We start from the raw sequence: 15,978 nt of genomic DNA, 5'->3' as shown, positions 1-15,978 counted from the left end.
GAAGGCTTGTTGAAGGGCGACTTCTACGAAGACGAGCGGCGGATCGATGTTCCGTTTCGTTTGCTTGTGCGCGATGCCGACGGCACGGAGCGGATCGAGTATGCCGATGTCGTGTTCGACTGCTCCGGCACGAGCACCCTTCCCAACCCACTCGGCAACGCCGGCATTCCCGCGCGCGGCGAAGCAGACGCTTCGGAATACATCGAATACCGTGTGCCCGACGTCTTAGGCGAAGATCGCGAGACCTATGCGGGCCTGCATACGCTGGTCGTCGGCGGAGGATATTCCGCTGCAACGACCGTCGTCGATCTGGCGTCGCTCGTCTCCGAAGATTCGGACACGCGCACGACCTGGGTGACGCGCCGTGAGTATTCCCCCGCGCAACTCGGCCCGATCGCGCAATCGGCCGACGATGCACTCCCCGAGCCGGATGCCTTGGCGCAACGCGCGAACCTGCTCGCGCTCGAATCGAAAGACGCCTTCCAGCACTTCCCGGCTACCTATATCGAAGCGGTCGAATGGGACGAAGCGGCGCAAAATTTCTCGGTCGAGCTCAGCGGCCGGCATGCCGGCTTCTACACGTTCGATCGGGTTGTCGCGAATGTCGGCTTCGCGCCCGACATGGAACTCTACTCGCAGCTGCAAGTCGTCCATTGCCCGACGACCGATGCTCCCGCGCCGCTGGCGCAGTTGCTCCGTCGGCAAACGGCGACCGGCGTGAAAGCAACGACGGCCGAACTTGCACAAGCATTGCTGAATCCGGAGCCCGATTTTTACGTGCTCGGCAGCAAGAGCTACGGTCGCCGGAGCGATTTCTTACTCGCCGCCGGCCACGATCAGATCCGCGCTCTTTTCACGATCATCGGCGACCGCGAGACGCTCGATCTCTATAAGACGCACCCGGTGTGAAACGGTGGCGCACGGCACGCAGGTCCGCGAAACCGCAAGCGATGTACGGTGTCGTCCGAGATGTTCGCTCTTCTGGTTTCTAGCTTCTGGTTTTTGCTTTTCTGTCAGTCTGCTCCGACGTTTACCAGTTCCGACGCGACGGCGTGGATTCTTTCCGGCGCGATCGTCGTCTCGCCGTCGGCGAAAGCCGTGAGCAAGGCGAGGTCGGCGATCCGATTGACGTCGCGCGGCGTTCCTTGCGTGATCGCGTGGAGTGCTTCGAGTGCTTCGATCTCGAAGATCCGCTCGTCGCCGGCGCCGGCCGTTTGTAAGCGGTGTTGCACGTAAGCATGGGTTTCATCGGAGCCGAGCGGGCGCAGCAGACATTTCACCGCGAACCGCTGTTCCCATTGCGGCAGCCGCTCGAAGATGGGCATCAGCGCCGGCTTGCCGATGAAGATCATCGTCGCGACCGGGGAACCGTCGAATTCGATATTAGAGAGCAACCGCAACGCTTCGAACGTCTGCGTGCTTTCGATCAGATGCGCTTCATCGATGATGATCACGGCATGCTTGCCGGTTCGCGCGTTGGCCGTCAGGAGTTGTTGCAAGGCCCACACCGCTTCATCGATCGACGGCACCTGCGCTCCGCCGTTGTGCTCGGCTTGGAGCTCGCGCGCCAGATAGGCGAGCAGATTCGCGGCGGGCATTTGCGGGAACGTGAGATGGACGAGCGGCGCGCATTCGAGCGGCAGGCGTTCGGCAAGTAAACGCCCGATGAGCGTCTTGCCGGTGCCCGACTCGCCGATGACGAGCGCGGCCGCATGTTTGCTTTCGACCGCGAAGCGCAATTTCAGCAGCGTTCCTTGATGCGCGTCGCTCGGGTAATAGAACCGCGAGTCGCAGCCGCTGCCGAAGGGGCGCCGCTCCAAGGACCAATGATTTTCGTACATCGCCGCCTCTGTGCTGCTGGCCCCTGACCTCCGACCCCTGACCCCTTCCTCAATACCCTTGCAGCTCCGTGAAGTTTTCCGCGATGTCGCAATGATGGACTCCCAGCACCGCGAGCCGACGACAAACGGCTTGCACATCTTTCGGGCTCGTCGTGCGACGATCGCGGACGACGATCGCATCGTCGAGCTTGCAGCCGGTCAGCGCGGCAGCCAAGTCGATCGTGTCTTGATCGTCGGGGAGCGGCCCGACGTCGAGAATCACGGCATCGTAGTTTTGTTTCAGTTGTTCGATGATTCCGGCAAACGTCTTGTTGCCGGCCAGCGCACGAGGATTGGAAAATCCGCTTCGCATCGGCAGCAGCGTGACACGATCGGCGAGCGATTCGATGAGCGCGTCGGTCAGAGAGAGCCGCTCGGCGTAAACGTCGTCCCAACCGAGCTCGGGCCGGATCCCCAATAGCTCGGCCAGTTGTGGTTGCCGCAGATCGGCATCGACGACGACCGCGCGCAAGTTGCGGTTCGCCAGCAAGCGAGCCAGCGCTAAGACGAGCGTCGAGCGCCCTTCGCTCCGGCCGATACCGGTGACGACCAACGTCTGCCGGCCGGCCCCGATGCGCTCTTCCAACTCGGCGGTGAATTGAGCGAACTCGTTTCCCGTCGCGGCGATCAGCACCTCGACGTTGCGCGGCCAATGAAAGCGCTCGGTCTCGAACGCCGGGCAAAACGGAACCGCGATCTCTTCGACGACGGCGGATTCACGTCGGCCCGATTCATACGGGTTGCCTTCCAGCGTGCTCGTCGTCTCTTGGGCGAGAGTCGCTTCGGCATAAGCATCCGAGTCGTAGCCGGCGCGGCGCTCGATCGGTGCCTGTGCCGGTGCCGATGGTTGCGGCGAAGTCGTCGCGCGGAAATGCGGTGCCGCGGTCGAGCCGTGTGCGGAGTCGACGTAGTGTCGCGAGCGGGCGCTTCGCGCAGGGGAAGCAGTTGCCGCGGCGGTCGCGAGTTCGGGTGCAGCAGTCGCTACGGAAGGATGCGACGACGGCCGCGGCGCGGCGTCGACTGCCGCTCCGGTCGGCTGCGCTGCCGGCGTGCTTCGTCCTGCTTGATAGGCCCGAATGAAGGCTTGATCCAACGTGCTCATTACTTAGCTCCGCCGTTCGGTTTTCGTTGGATGGTTCCCATGAGCTTGGCCTTGCCGCCGCTGGTTTGTACGACGTTGGTCGTGCCGCTGGTCGAAGCGTTTCCTACTTCGGGCCGCGCCACGGCGTTCACTTCGGAGCCGAGCGACGAAGTGTTGTTCGCCGAAGTCGAGTTCGGAGTCGCATTCGAAGTTGCGTTCGTCGGGCCGCGGAAGATGGGAGCGGCCGTCGGTGTCGAAACCGTTTCATTGCGAACCGGAGCGGCCGACGGCGGCGGCAACTGCGCGGAAGGGGCTTGCCACGGCGGCACATCCTTCGCATCGGCACCGGCCAGCGATTGCGGCGCGGGCAACAACGACGGACCGATGAACGGCTGACCGTTGCTGTGCTGCGCGTTCAGCGGCGTGCGGATCGGGCCGTGGCGATGGTCGGCATGTTGTTCGTGAGGGGTCGTCGTCGGAACGACGCTCTGCGATTGAGCGATGTTCATGTTGCCGGTCGGAGCCGGAGTCGGCGCAGGGGTGCTTTTGTCGGTCGTCGTCGCTCCGCCGCCGAGCATCGCCAGTACAGCCGCAAGCTGCATCGCGACGGCCACGACCGCCCCGAGCAAGACTTTGGGTTGTTGCAACAAGACGACGAGTTGCCCCACCGATCCGGCGTTCAGCTTTCCGGCAGCCAGAGGGGGCAGCCATTTATTGAGAGGCACGCGCAGCAAGTTCAGCAGCGGGCTCGCCGCAGGAGCCTCTTCGCTATCGTGCGATTTTTTCGCATCGCGCGAGCGACCCGAGCGGCCGGACGTCGGCTCGACGCCGTGCGCGGCATCGATGCGGCGGCGCGAAGTCGGTCGGGCCGGGCCCAAGGCAACCGTTTGCAGCGCATCGAGATCGGGCAAATGCAGCACGACCCGCGGCGTCGGCATCTCTTGAGAGCCGCGCGACGTAATCAATTGACGTCGCACGACCCGAACCGGAGGCTCGCGTCCGACGTCGTTAGAGTACGAGTTTAAGGGAGCCATATAAGAGTCGTCCTTGACTCGCCCAAGAGCAACCGCGCAAGCAGGCGGTGGAAACACTCCGAGTTACCTCAGCACTATCGGGTCGGGAATGTAGCGATCTTGAGGAAGAGTTCGATTTTAGAGGCAAGGGAAATAAGCGAACGGCTGCCGATTGTCGAGGCTGCATGCGCGGCGGCAAACCTTGCTCCCTCTTGTCGCTAACGGGGTGCTTCGCCATACTTACAAGCTTGGCGACTGAAGTTGTTACTAGGCAATGGTTTTGGTCCGGAGCGATAGCGTGGCAGGTGCATCTCATCCGCAGTCGGAAGCGATTCTTCGCGAGCTTTTGAAGTCGAAAGTTCTCGTGCTCGACGGCGCGATGGGAACCATGGTGCATGCCCTGAAATTCGAGGAAGTCGACTATCGGGGGGGGCAGTTCGACAACACCCCGAAGGATCTCAAGAACTTCATCGATATCCTCTGCATCACTCAGCCGGACGCGATTCGGAACATCCACAGCCAGTATCTCGAAGCCGGCGCCGATATCATCGAGACGAACACGTTCGGAGCGACGAACGTCGCAATGGCCGACTTCGGGCTCGAGCACCGAGTGCGCGATTTGAACCTTGCCGGCGCTCTGCTGGCGCGCGAGGCGGTCGACGAATGGAACCGCCGGACGCCCGACAAGCCGCGGTTCGTCGCCGGCTCGATGGGGCCGACGAATCGGCAGCTTTCGATCTCGGGCAACGTCAACGATCCCGGCCATCGCTCGACCACGTTCGATGAGATGGTCGCGGCGTATTACGAACAGACCGCGGCGCTCGTCGAAGGCGGGGTCGATATTCTCTTGCCCGAGACGGCGTTCGATACGCTCGTGCTCAAGGCGGCGCTGTTCGCGATCGAGAAATACTTCGACGACCACAATGTCCGCCTTCCGGTCATGGCTTCGGTCACGATCTTTCAAGGAGGCCGCACCCTTTCGGGTCAAACGGTCGAAGCGTTTTGGACATCGCTCTCGCATGCCGATCTGCTGAGCGTCGGGTTCAACTGCGCGCTCGGGCCGTCGCACATGCGCCCCTACGTCGAAGAGTTGCAGAAGATCGCGCCGGTGTATTTCAGTTGCTATCCGAATGCCGGCTTGCCGAACGCCTTCGGCGGCTTCGACGAGACGCCCGGCATGATGGCCGAGACGCTCGGTGCTTACGCCGAAGACGGCTGGCTGAATATCGTCGGTGGTTGCTGCGGCACGACTCCACCGCACATCAAGGCGATCGCCGATGCCGTGAAAGGTAAGCCCGCTCGCAAGCCGGCGCAGCGCGACACGCTGCTGCGGCTCAGCGGTTTGGAGCCTTTGGTGATTCGACCGGAAACCAATTTTCTCAACATCGGCGAACGTACGAACGTTACCGGCTCGAAGAAGTTCGCCAAGCTCGTGCTCGACGGCAAGCACGAAGAATCGATCGGCGTGGCGCGCGAGCAGGTCGAGGCAGGCGCGAACGTGATTGATGTGAACATGGACGAAGGGATGCTCAACGGCGAAGAAGCGATGACCCGCTTCTTGAACCTCGTTTCGAGCGAGCCCGAGGTATGCCGCGTGCCGACGATGGTCGACAGCTCAAAATGGACCGTGATCGAAGCCGGCTTGAAATGCACGCACGGGACAGGAATCGTCAATTCGATCAGCCTGAAAGACGGCGAAGAGTTGTTTCTTGCGCGGGCCAAGCTGCTGCGCCGCTACGGGGCGGCGGTCGTCGTCATGGCGTTCGACGAGCAGGGCCAAGCCGTCACGATCGACGAGAAGGTGCGGATCTGCAAACGGGCCTACGACCTGCTGACCGAGAAGATCGGCTTCCCTCCGCAAGATATCATCTTCGATCCGAATATCCTCACCGTCGCGACGGGCATGGAGGAACACAACCGCTACGCGATCAACTTCAACGAAGCGACCCGGAAGATCAAGCAAGTCTGTCCGCATGCGAAGATCTCCGGCGGCGTGAGCAACATTTCGTTTTCGTTTCGCGGCAACGAGCCGGTGCGGCAAGCGATGCACTCCGCGTTTCTCTATCATGCCGTGCGGGCCGGCATGGACATGGGGATCGTCAACGCGGGGCAGTTGCCGTCGTACGACGACATTCCGAAGGAGTTGCTCGAGCGCGTCGAAGACGTGCTGTTCGATCGTCGTCCGGACGCGACGGAGCGCTTGATTCAGCTGGCCGAGTCGGTGAAGAACCAAGGCCAGAAGAACCCGGTCGCGGAACTCGCGTGGCGTCAAGGAACCGTCGAAGAGCGGCTCTCGCACGCGCTCATGCGCGGGATCGTCGAATATATCGAGGCCGACACGCAGGAGGCTCGCGACACGTATCCCTCGTGTCTTTCGATCATCGAGGGGCCGCTGATGGACGGCATGAAGACCGTCGGCGACTTGTTCGGTGCGGGAAAGATGTTTCTCCCGCAGGTCGTGAAGAGCGCGCGGGTGATGAAGAAGTCGGTCGCGTATTTGCTGCCGTTTATGGAAGAAGAAAAGAAGAAGAGCGGCGCGGTGGATAAGCCGCGCGGCAAGATCTTGCTGGCGACGGTCAAGGGAGACGTCCACGACATCGGCAAGAACATCGTCGGTGTCGTGTTGGCTTGCAATAACTACCAGATCATCGATCTCGGCGTGATGGTGCCGTGCGACAAGATCTTGGAGACGGCGCGCACCGAAGGAGTGAACGTCATCGGGCTAAGCGGGTTGATCACGCCGAGTCTCGACGAGATGGTCTACGTCGCCAAGGAAATGCAGCGACAAGAGATCGACGTGCCGCTCTTGATCGGCGGGGCGACGACCAGCGCCAAGCATACGGCGGTGAAAATCGCGCCGCAGTACGCCAGGTCGACGGTCCACGTTCTCGACGCTTCGCGCAGCGTCGGCATCGTCGAGAAGCTGTTGAATCCGAAATCGACCGCCGACTTCGACGTCGCCAACCGCCAGAGCCAAGCGGAGATGGTCAAAGCGTATCAAGAACGGCAGCAAGTCCATCTGGTCGACTACAAAGAGGCGTGTGCGAATAAGTTCGCGACCGATTGGGCGACCATCGACGTCGCCCGGCCGGAGTTCGTCGGGCGGCGCGTGTTGCGCGATTTCCCGTTGGAAGAATTGGTGCCGTACATCGATTGGTCGCCGTTCTTCATGACCTGGGAGCTCATCGGCAAGTATCCGCGCATCTTTCAAGATCCTGAAGTGGGGGAAACGGCGCAGAAACTCTACGACGATGCGCGCGCGCTATTGAAGAAGATCGTCGACGAGAAGCTGCTCCGTGCGCATGCCGTGTACGGATTTTGGCCCGCTGCGTCGGCGGGAGACGACATTATCGTCTACACGGACGAGTCGCGCAGCGTCGAGGCTTGCCGCTTCTTCACGTTGCGGCAACAGTGGGAACGGAAAGGGCAAAAAGCGTTTCACGCCTTGGCCGATTTCATTGCGCCGGTCGAAGCCGGCCGAGCCGACCACCTCGGCGCTTTCGCCGTGACGACCGGCGACGGTTGCGATGCGCTCGTCGCGAAGTTCGATGCCGACCACGACGACTATAACTCGATCATGACCAAGGCGCTGGCCGACCGCTTTGCCGAAGCTTTCGCCGAATATCTGCATGTGCGTGCCCGGCGCGAGTGGGGATACGGTCGCGACGAAAAGCTTTCGCAGGAAGAGCTCGTCGACGAACAGTATCGCGGCATCCGACCGGCGCCGGGTTATCCTGCGTGTCCCGACCATACGGAGAAGCGAACGCTGTTCGATCTGCTGCAAGCCGAAGAGGCGACCGGCATCATGCTCACGGAGTCGTATGCCATGCATCCGGCGGCGGCTGTAAGCGGACTCTACTTCGCGCATCCGGACTCGAAGTACTTCGCCGTCGATCGAATCACGCGCGACCAAGCCGAGGCATACGCAAAGCGAAAAGGAATTCCGGTCGCGGAAGTCGAACGCTGGCTGGCGCCGAACTTGGGATATGATCCGTAAGAACGACGGGCCGTAGTTTTAGTAGGCAACCTCCTCTTATTTCGATTACGATATAGTTGTCGAAAAATAGGGAGTACGCCGATGTCGCCCGACGTTCAATCGATCCTACAGCAAGCGTTGTCTCTTCCTCCGCAAGAGCAATGGGCCTTAATCGATGCGCTGCAAACCGCGGCCGTCGAGAGCGGTGGGCGACCGTATGATGAATCCTGGGACGAAGTCGTGCGGCAGCGTTCCGCGGACTTCGATGCGGGTCAGGCTCAGACTTACACTTGGGAAGAAGTCCAAGCCGAGCTACGGCGACGAGAGCAAGCGTGAAGCCGGTAGTTTTTCTCGCGGGCTCGTTGAACGAGCTGAGCGAAGCACGCCGCTGAAAACGGCGAGATCACTGACGCTCGTCGATCGACATCTTTCTACTTCTTTTCCGTCTGACGATTCTTCTCATCCACGAAAATCACGCTCGGCTTATGCCGGCGGGCTTCTTCGTCCGTGAGGTCGACGAACGTCGCGACGATGATGATGTCGCCCGGCTTGATGAGATGGGCCCCTGCCCCGTTGACGCACATCATGCCCGAGTTTCGTTCGCCGGCGATGGCGTAGGTCGTGAGCCGCACGCCGTTCGTTACGTCCCAGACGTGGACCGCTTCGTTCGGCAAAATGTCGGCGGCCTCCAAGAGGGCCGAGTCGATCGTCAGGCTTCCCTCATAATTGAGATCGGCGCCCGTGACCACGGCGCGATGGATCTTGCTTTTAAACATCCGACGAAACATGGCGGCGGCATCTCGTACGAAGAAACGCGAAACTCACGTCGAAATGCACGCCGGCGTGCTTCGACTTCGCAAGATTATATCCTCCGAGGGGCGGCGAAGGACAGACCATCGCCGGCCTCTTCGCCGAGCGACGAACCGCTTTCGACTCGTTCTCGCCACCAACTGTCCGCCTCGTTTCCCACTCGTGGGCACGGCACGCGAGCGGCGTTCGTCTTGTCGCTCCGTCCCGTCCTCGGTAGTCTAACTCCGGTGGTTTCGACGTGCAGGATCGCCGTGCGCCTCCCCGACGATGTGCGGCAACGCATGCGGTGATGCGTGCGACAATGTGTTTATTCGATTTTTAGGAAACTTCGCCATGAATCGCTTCCTCGTTCTTGTTTCGATCGCGGCCCTTTGGTTGACCGGCGTCGGCTGCAACCAGGAAAGCAGCACGAAAGCCGAAGCTCAAAAGGCCGAAGTTCAAAAGGTAGAGGAGAAGAAGACGGCAGAGAATAAAGTCGTAGAAAATAAGGTCGAGCCGAAGAAGGCCGAAGAACCGAAGTCGGACGAGAAGAAAACGGAAGATAAGAAAACCGACGAGAAGAAGCCCGAGCCGAGTTCGGCAAAGGTCGCTCCCGAGGCCGAGAAAGTCCTGACCGCTTGGTACGCGGCCATCGCCGCGACGAAGACGTTGCAGTGCGATACCCAAGCGGCCTTCACCGTGACGCAAAACGGCATGCCCGTGCAAGCCGATTCCGAAAGTTATTCGTTTGCCGCCGAGCGGCCGAACAAACTGGCGCTGAAGTCGAAGAAAGCCGACGGCTCGACTCTCATCAGCAATGGCGAGAAGCTCTACCGGCTCGACGCGAAGAAAGGGATGTACACGCTGGGTGCCGCACCCGCTTCGTTCTCCGAACTCGACAAATCCTTGGTCTTGGTCAGCTTCAATCAACAGCAAGGGCTATCTATCGTCGGCGATGCATTGGCCGGGACCGCGCTCGAGAAGATTCTCGCCAACTACGGCGGGATCGAATACGTCGGTGCGGAAGAGGTCGAAGGGGCGAAGCGGCATCATCTGCGGGTCGTCGACGACGGCGTGCATACCGATTGGTGGTTCTCGACCGACCCGGCCCCGCACTTGCTCTCGGTCGTGCCGAACGTTTCGGAGATCGCCGCGAAAAACGGACGCAAGCTCCCGCCGGGTATCGAGCTGAGCCTCAAGGTGTCGTTCGACCATTGGGCGTACGGCGCAGCGGCCTCGGCCGATACGTTTAAGATCGATCCGCCGTCGGATGCCACGCTCGTCGACGATCTTGAAGCTCCCGCCGCGATGACGCTGGTCGGCAAGCCGGCCCCGGCGTTCGAAGGGAAGAACCTGAAAGGCGAGACGGTAAAGCTCGCCGACTTGGCTGGCAAGATCGTCGTCGTCGATTTCTGGGCCACTTGGTGCCCGCCGTGCGTCGCCGGACTTCCGAAGCTCGCCGAGATGACGGCCAAGCACAAGGCCGATGGTGTCGTATTCGTCGCGGTCAACCTGCAAGAAGAAGAATCGATCGTGAAGGAGTTCCTGGCGCTGAAGAAGCTCGACCTCAACGTCGTGCTCGACACCGACAATAAGATCATGCAGAAATACAAAGTCGAGCCGGTTCCGCAAACCGTCTTCATCGATCGCAAGGGAGTCGTGCAGGTCGTGCATATCGGCATCGGCGACATCGAAGAAATCCCGAAACAGCTCGAAGAGTTGATCGCGGGCAAGGATCTCGCAACCGCCGGGAAAAAGAAGTAGTCGAGCCGTTCATGTTCGACCGTGGAAGATCCGCTGCGCGAAGATGTTCCGACTCCGTTCGTGGGCGTTGCCGCCGGTTCGCGGCCTTCGTTTTGATTTCGATCGCGGCGGTAGCTGCGTCACGTGCGGCGGCTGCCGACGGCGGGGCTACGGAAGCAAAGCCCGCAGCGCAGGCCGAAACGCCGGCGGAGCGAGGGTTTCGTTTACTCACGACGAAGCCGTATCTCACGCAAGACTTCGATCAAGCTGTGTTCGATGCGCTGTATACCGTCTGGGAGCGCGAAGCTCGCTTGCGCGCCGAGAGCGCCTCGCCCGAAGAACGCCGCAAGCTGACGCTCGAGCGTTACGGGCTCACCGAACATCCCGCCGGATCGCAGCGTACGGCGTTGCAATATACGCCGAGCCCCGGCGATGGTTGGACGATGAATTGTCTCGCGTGCCACACCGGTAAGGTGGCGGGCAAGGTCGTCTACGGCGCACCCAACTCGCTCTACGATCTGCAAACGCTCACCGAAGACGTGCGCGCCGTGAAGTATGCGCAAGGCAAACGCTTCACGCACATGGACAACGGCTCGCTGCTGTATCCGCTCGGCGGCAGCATCGGCACGACCAACGCGGTGATGTTCGGTCAGATCTTGCTTTCGTATCGCGATCCCGACCTGACCTTTCATCGCGATCGGACGCTCCCTAAGCTGACGCACCACGATCTCGACGCGATTCCGTGGTGGCATTACAAACGAAAATCGCGACTCTATGTCGACGGCTTCGCGCCGCGCAGCCCGCGAGCTCTCATGCAGTTCTTGTTGATCCCGCGCAACGGGCCCGACAAGTTCACGGAATGGGAAGCCGACTATCGCGACATCGAAGCTTGGATTCTTTCGCTGGAAGCGCCGAAGTATCCCTTTCCGATCGATGCGCAACTCGCGTCGACCGGCAAGATGATCTTCAATAACCACTGCGCGACTTGCCACGGCCGCTACGACGACAAGAGTCCCGTAGCCGGCTGGCCGGAGAAGATCATTCCGATCGATGAAGTAGGAACCGACCGGGTGCGGCTCGAAGCGCTCACGGTAGACGGTCGCAAGATGTACGGCGCGTCGTGGTTCGCGCGAGGAACGCCGCTGGAGATCATCGCCGATCCCGGCGGCTATATCGCTCCGCCGCTCGACGGCGTCTGGGCCTCGGCTCCTTATTTGCACAACGGCTCCGTGCCGACGCTCCGGGATCTCATGCACCCTGCGACGCGGCCCACGGTTTGGAAGCGGAGCGACGACGGATACGACCGGGAGAAAGTAGGGCTCGAAGTCACGCGGATGGAAGAGTTGCCGAAGAAAGATCAAAGCGATCATCGCCTAGTGCGGCGTTATTTCGATACGCGACTGCGGGGCAAGAGCGCCGCGGGACATACGTTTCCCGAGGCCTTGAGCGAGCCTGAGAAGCAAGCCGTGCTCGAGTATCTCAAGACTTTATAATTCTTTCGCAAGTGCGGCTCAGTTTGCGGCAGTCGAACTTCGTCATGGCAAAGCAAGGGGCACTTCGTGCGTTATCGCATCGCAATTTTAGGCTCTTCTTCGCCGGCCAAGGAATTTCGCTGACCGGCACTTGGATGCAGCAAGTCGCGATGGCGTGGGTCGTGTTCACGCTCACGCGCAATCAAGCGACCGACTTGCAGGACGCCTCGGCTTATTGGCTCGGGCTGGTCGGGTTCGCAGGACAGATCCCGGCATTTTTCCTTGCGCCGGTTGCCGGCGTGTTGGCCGACCATGTGAATCGCCACCGGCTGATTATGCTTACGCAAACGCTGGCGATGGCTCAAGCGTTTCTCCTCACCGGGCTGATGTTCAGCGGCGAGATCACCGTCGCTTGGATTCTCGTTCTCTCCGTCATGCTCGGGCTCATCAACGCCTTCGATATGCCGGCGCGGCAAGCGTTCCTTTCGGAGATGATTGACGATAAGGAACATCTGTCGAACGCCATCTCGCTGAATTCGTCGATGTTCAACGGAGCCCGACTGGTCGGCCCTGCTCTGGCTGCGGTGCTGCTCGACGCCGTCGGGCCGGCGATCTGTTTCTTGCTCAACGCGCTGAGCTATATCGCCGTGTTGTTTGCACTGCGTGCGATGCGTGTCGTCCCGCGACAACGACCGACGAACGTGGTCGGCGTCTCGCGGAAACTTTACGACGGGTTTCTTTACGTCGCGCGCTTCGCGCCGATTCGGGCCATCTTGTTGCTCGTCGCGCTCGTCAGCATGGCCGGAACATCTTATAGCGTGCTGCTGCCGCTGATCGCCGTGCAAACGCTCGGCGGCGCCGAAGGAACGTTCGGCATGCTCACGATCGCTTCGGGCCTCGGAGCGCTGTGCGGCGCCGTGTTTCTCGCTACGCGAACGACCGTCGTCGGGCTCGGACGCTGGATCGCCGTTGCACCGTTGTTGCTAGCCGCCGGGCTTGCGGTGTTGGCCTTTTCGAGCGTGCTGTGGCAATCGCTGGCGGCGCTCGTCGTCGTCGGTTTCGGGATGATGGTGCAAATGGGAGCGTCGAACATTCTCGTGCAAACACTCGTCGATGAAGACAAGCGAGGACGCGTGATGAGCTTCTACACGATGGCGTTCGTCGGCCTCGCGCCGATCGGCAGCCTAGCGGCAGGAACGATCGCGAGCCGCTACGGACTCTCGACGGCGCTCTTCATCGCAGCGATCAGTTGCGGCACTGGGGCGCTCGTCTTCGGCTCGCAGTTGCGGCGGCTGCGCGAGATCGTGCGGCCGCATTATATTCGGCTCGGAATCTTGCCGGAGATCGGCTCGGCCGTGCATCCGACAGTGACTCCGATCGTGCCCCCGACGTCGCCCGCCGTCGATCCGAAGAAACGAAGTTGAAGCGTTCGGCAACGCAAACCGGACGTCTCGTTTTCAATGAGCCGCCTTCGAAGTGCCGGCCGGCGATTGCGATGCGGGACAAGACCCATGATCGCGAAGCCGTCGCCGAGATTAGCCTTCGGGCAACGCCAACGGCTCGGCGCCGGCATCGTGGAGAATCTTTTCCGCTTTCGCGAGCGACGAGGCCGCATCGGCTTCGTGCGACTCCACAGCGACGAGAATCTTGTTATCGGTCAGCGCTTGCGAGTAGAGTTCGGCGGCCGACTTCTCGATGCCGCGCGTCATCATCGCCGCGACCAACCCGCCGACAATTCCACCGCTCCAGAACGCGAGTCCCCCGGTTGCAAGTAGCGCCGGGTTCCCGAAACCGGCACCGACCGCCGCCAAGGCGAATCCGCCGATCGCACCGATGGTTCCCCCGGCAGCCACGGCCAGCGGCGTATGCGAGCCGGCCGGTTCTTCGGTAGTGATGCCGTCGTAGTGGGCGCGTATCGTTTCATCGGAGCAGACGATGCTGAGGTTATCGCGCGAGAAGCCCGCTTGCAGGAGCCGAGCCACGGCTTCGTCGGCATGTGGGACATCGGAAAACACGCCGACACGCACCGGGCGTTCTTGTTTCTCCGCGATCGTTTCGGATGTCGTGATCGTTGCCATGCTGGAATCCTTCTCCGTTGAACGGCGAGCGGTGCTCGTCGTGAGTTAGTGTTTGTCCGCGGATGTCGCGTGAATTTCTTGTTTCGCAAGGGGCGTTTCGGCAGGGCCGGCGATGATGCCGCCGTCGCAACGAAAGCGCGAGCCGTGGCAGGGGCAGTCCCAGGTTTTTTCCGCGCCGTTCCAATGCACAAGGCAGCCGAGATGCGTGCAGCTTGCCGAGACGGCCGAAAGCTCTCCCTGGTCGTCGCGAGAAACGGCAACGGGGTGCCCTTCGATACGGACGATCTTTCCTTCGCCGGGCCGCACATCCTCGATCGAGCTTGCGTCGGCCCCGCGAATGCGATCGCGGATCAGATAGTACGGATAGTCGGAGTTTTCTTTGAGGTAGTCCCAGGTGCCGCCGCGGAGGCCGGTTCGATGCGGGTCGAAGAGCTCGCTCCAAGGATTCGTACGGCCGAGCACGGAGTCGCGGATCATCATGGCCGAGAGCGTGCCGAGGGTCATGCCGTTGCCGCCGAAGCCGGTCGCAATGTACTGCCCCTTCGCAAACTCGCCGATGTACGGCATCGCATCGCTGGTTTCGATCACTTGGCCCGACCAGCGGTGCGTTACCTCGGCTCGCGGCAAGATCGAGCGCAGCAATTGTTCGAGCTTGCGATACTGATCGGCGGTCTCGCGCACTTGTCCGGTCTTATGGTCTTCGCCGCCGAAGATGACGTAGTCGTGATCGTCGCGCCGATCGACGCGTAGGTAATAGTAGGGATCCGAAATGTCCCAAAACATCGCTTCGGGGAGGCTATCGAGCGGGAGCCGAGCGCCGATCGCGTAGCTGCTATAGAGGGCGAGCTTGGTTTGCAAAAAGCTCGCTTGCATCAGTCCGGCGATTCCCATCAGCGGGACATGCGTCGCGACGACTACCTTGCCGCAATGCACCTGACGCTCGCCGCACTTCAGCCGCAACGGCTCGTCTTTGATTTCCGTCACTTCCGCGCGCTCGAAGACATAGCTGCCGTCGCCGGCGATTCGCGCGACGAGGCCGGCGAGATACTTCAACGGATGAAACTTCGCTTGGTTCGCGAACCGAACTCCGGCGCTGTTCGCAAGCGGAACGACATCCACGAAGGTCGCATGGAAGCCGAATTCCTCAGCCAGCGCGGCGTCTTCGGAAAGCGAGGTCTTGTGCGACGTGTTGGCGAGCTGCCAAGGTTCGTGCAAATAAGCGGGAGCCCAACCGAAATCGCAGGCGATCGCTTCCGCTTCGACGAGATCGTCGATCTGGAGCAGCGCCGCTTCGCCCGCTTCCCAGAAGGCGCGGGCATGATCACGGCCGAGCGAGCTTACGAGATCTGGCAATCGCTCATCGGTGACATAGGTCAGATGTGCGGTCGTATGTCCGGTTTCCGCTTGGGCGATCGTACCCTTCTCGAGCAGCGCCACGGTCAGGCCGGCTTGCTTCAAGAGATAGGCGGTCGTGATTCCGGTAATACCTCCGCCGACGATCGCAACATCGATAGTGACGTCTTCCGACATTTCGGAAAACTTCGGTAGTTTTCGATCTTCAGCCCAAAATGAATTCGGCATCGGCGGGATCCTTGATTGAAATTTCGCTTTAGGGAAGAGCCGCCGTTGGAGTTCATTAGCCGTTCGTGAGGCGTTGATCTAAGCGATGGTCGAGCACGCCGTCGACGAGCCAGATTTGGCGCAGGTAAGCCGATTTCAAACGACGATGTTGTTCGTTGGAGTCCCATTCGTTGCGGATTTCGCTCGTCAATTGAGCGATCGCAGCGGGAGTCGGGAGATCGGCTTCTTGAAGATGACGGGGATGATTCTTTACGGCGACGACCATGACTACTACTCCTGCAAAATAAAAAAAGACTGAGCTTAAAAGTTCAACGAGTCCGTTCTGCTGCGATCTTCGTGATTCAAACGTTCTCGCGCCGGCCGAT

Annotated in this window: 13 protein-coding genes; 6 read left to right on the top strand and 7 right to left on the bottom strand. The window is 61.0% G+C overall.

The features are described from left to right. Positions 1 to 909: lysine N(6)-hydroxylase/L-ornithine N(5)-oxygenase family protein (locus K8U03_14655; protein MCE9606134.1), on the top strand; the 909-nt coding region annotated here is incomplete at its 5' end. Positions 910 to 1,013: 104 nt separating this feature from the next. Here K8U03_14655 and K8U03_14650 read toward each other — a convergent pair. The 3 genes from K8U03_14650 to K8U03_14640 are packed head-to-tail and all read right to left on the bottom strand — an operon-like array spanning position 1,014 to position 3,995. Beyond that, positions 1,014 to 1,841: an AAA family ATPase gene (locus K8U03_14650; GenBank protein MCE9606133.1), complete on the bottom strand. Its 828-nt coding sequence runs from the start codon at positions 1,839 to 1,841 to the stop codon at positions 1,014 to 1,016. 49 nt (positions 1,842 to 1,890) lie between these two features. Continuing rightward, positions 1,891 to 2,982, bottom strand: a complete 1,092-nt coding sequence (locus K8U03_14645) for a hypothetical protein (GenBank protein MCE9606132.1) — start codon at positions 2,980 to 2,982, stop codon at positions 1,891 to 1,893. Next, positions 2,982 to 3,995, bottom strand: coding sequence for a hypothetical protein (locus K8U03_14640; GenBank protein ID MCE9606131.1), 1,014 nt, complete (start codon positions 3,993 to 3,995; stop codon positions 2,982 to 2,984). Before K8U03_14640 ends, K8U03_14645 begins: the two co-directional genes overlap by 1 nt. Before the next feature lie 253 nt (positions 3,996 to 4,248). Here K8U03_14640 and metH point away from each other — a divergent pair, with 253 nt between their 5' ends. Next, the gene (gene metH, locus K8U03_14635; GenBank protein ID MCE9606130.1) at positions 4,249 to 7,971 is read left to right on the top strand and encodes a methionine synthase; all 3,723 of its coding nucleotides are present in this window, start codon (positions 4,249 to 4,251) and stop codon (positions 7,969 to 7,971) included. Positions 7,972 to 8,052: 81 nt separating this feature from the next. Next, entirely contained in the window at positions 8,053 to 8,286 is a 234-nt protein-coding gene (locus K8U03_14630; GenBank protein ID MCE9606129.1) for an addiction module protein, read from the top strand. Between the two features lie 95 nt (positions 8,287 to 8,381). Here K8U03_14630 and K8U03_14625 read toward each other — a convergent pair whose 3' ends face one another. Continuing rightward, complete coding sequence (locus K8U03_14625) at positions 8,382 to 8,738, bottom strand: aspartate 1-decarboxylase (protein MCE9606128.1); 357 nt, start codon at positions 8,736 to 8,738, stop codon at positions 8,382 to 8,384. Positions 8,739 to 9,093: 355 nt separating this feature from the next. Here K8U03_14625 and K8U03_14620 point away from each other — a divergent pair, with 355 nt between their 5' ends. The 3 genes from K8U03_14620 (at position 9,094) to K8U03_14610 (ending at position 13,378) form a co-directional block, all read left to right on the top strand. After that, positions 9,094 to 10,503, top strand: coding sequence for a redoxin domain-containing protein (locus tag K8U03_14620; GenBank protein MCE9606127.1), 1,410 nt, complete (start codon positions 9,094 to 9,096; stop codon positions 10,501 to 10,503). Positions 10,504 to 10,595: 92 nt separating this feature from the next. Continuing rightward, entirely contained in the window at positions 10,596 to 11,975 is a 1,380-nt protein-coding gene (locus K8U03_14615) for a cytochrome c (protein MCE9606126.1), read from the top strand. Positions 11,976 to 12,019: 44 nt separating this feature from the next. Further along, a complete protein-coding gene (locus K8U03_14610) occupies positions 12,020 to 13,378 on the top strand; it encodes an MFS transporter (protein MCE9606125.1) in 1,359 nt (452 codons plus the stop codon). 111 nt (positions 13,379 to 13,489) lie between these two features. Here the strand turns inward: K8U03_14610 and K8U03_14605 are convergent, their stop codons facing one another. The 3 genes from K8U03_14605 to K8U03_14595 are packed head-to-tail and all read right to left on the bottom strand — an operon-like array spanning position 13,490 to position 15,878. Further along, complete coding sequence (locus K8U03_14605; protein MCE9606124.1) at positions 13,490 to 14,032, bottom strand: hypothetical protein; 543 nt, start codon at positions 14,030 to 14,032, stop codon at positions 13,490 to 13,492. 45 nt (positions 14,033 to 14,077) lie between these two features. Continuing rightward, positions 14,078 to 15,613 (bottom strand): FAD-dependent oxidoreductase, encoded by a 1,536-nt coding sequence (locus K8U03_14600; protein MCE9606123.1) that lies wholly within the window; start codon positions 15,611 to 15,613, stop codon positions 14,078 to 14,080. Positions 15,614 to 15,668: 55 nt separating this feature from the next. Beyond that, complete coding sequence (locus K8U03_14595; GenBank protein ID MCE9606122.1) at positions 15,669 to 15,878, bottom strand: hypothetical protein; 210 nt, start codon at positions 15,876 to 15,878, stop codon at positions 15,669 to 15,671. Positions 15,879 to 15,978 lie beyond the last annotated feature (100 nt).

Source organism: Planctomycetia bacterium (genome assembly GCA_021413845.1).
GTDB lineage: Bacteria > Planctomycetota > Planctomycetia > Pirellulales > PNKZ01 > PNKZ01.
Note: the sequence above shows the minus strand (reverse complement) of the source record. Positions and strands in the feature narration are given on the sequence as shown.

Coding starts and splice junctions, on each gene's coding strand:
- metH (MCE9606130.1), top strand. CDS start 4,249: ATGGTTTTGGTCCGGAGCGATAGCGTGGCAGGTGCATCTCATCCGCAG.
- K8U03_14640 (MCE9606131.1), bottom strand. CDS start 3,995: ATGGCTCCCTTAAACTCGTACTCTAACGACGTCGGACGCGAGCCTCCG.
- K8U03_14630 (MCE9606129.1), top strand. CDS start 8,053: ATGTCGCCCGACGTTCAATCGATCCTACAGCAAGCGTTGTCTCTTCCT.
- K8U03_14645 (MCE9606132.1), bottom strand. CDS start 2,982: ATGAGCACGTTGGATCAAGCCTTCATTCGGGCCTATCAAGCAGGACGA.
- K8U03_14625 (MCE9606128.1), bottom strand. CDS start 8,738: ATGTTTCGTCGGATGTTTAAAAGCAAGATCCATCGCGCCGTGGTCACG.
- K8U03_14650 (MCE9606133.1), bottom strand. CDS start 1,841: ATGTACGAAAATCATTGGTCCTTGGAGCGGCGCCCCTTCGGCAGCGGC.
- K8U03_14605 (MCE9606124.1), bottom strand. CDS start 14,032: ATGGCAACGATCACGACATCCGAAACGATCGCGGAGAAACAAGAACGC.
- K8U03_14610 (MCE9606125.1), top strand. CDS start 12,020: ATGGCAAAGCAAGGGGCACTTCGTGCGTTATCGCATCGCAATTTTAGG.
- K8U03_14600 (MCE9606123.1), bottom strand. CDS start 15,613: ATGCCGAATTCATTTTGGGCTGAAGATCGAAAACTACCGAAGTTTTCC.
- K8U03_14620 (MCE9606127.1), top strand. CDS start 9,094: ATGAATCGCTTCCTCGTTCTTGTTTCGATCGCGGCCCTTTGGTTGACC.
- K8U03_14595 (MCE9606122.1), bottom strand. CDS start 15,878: ATGGTCGTCGCCGTAAAGAATCATCCCCGTCATCTTCAAGAAGCCGAT.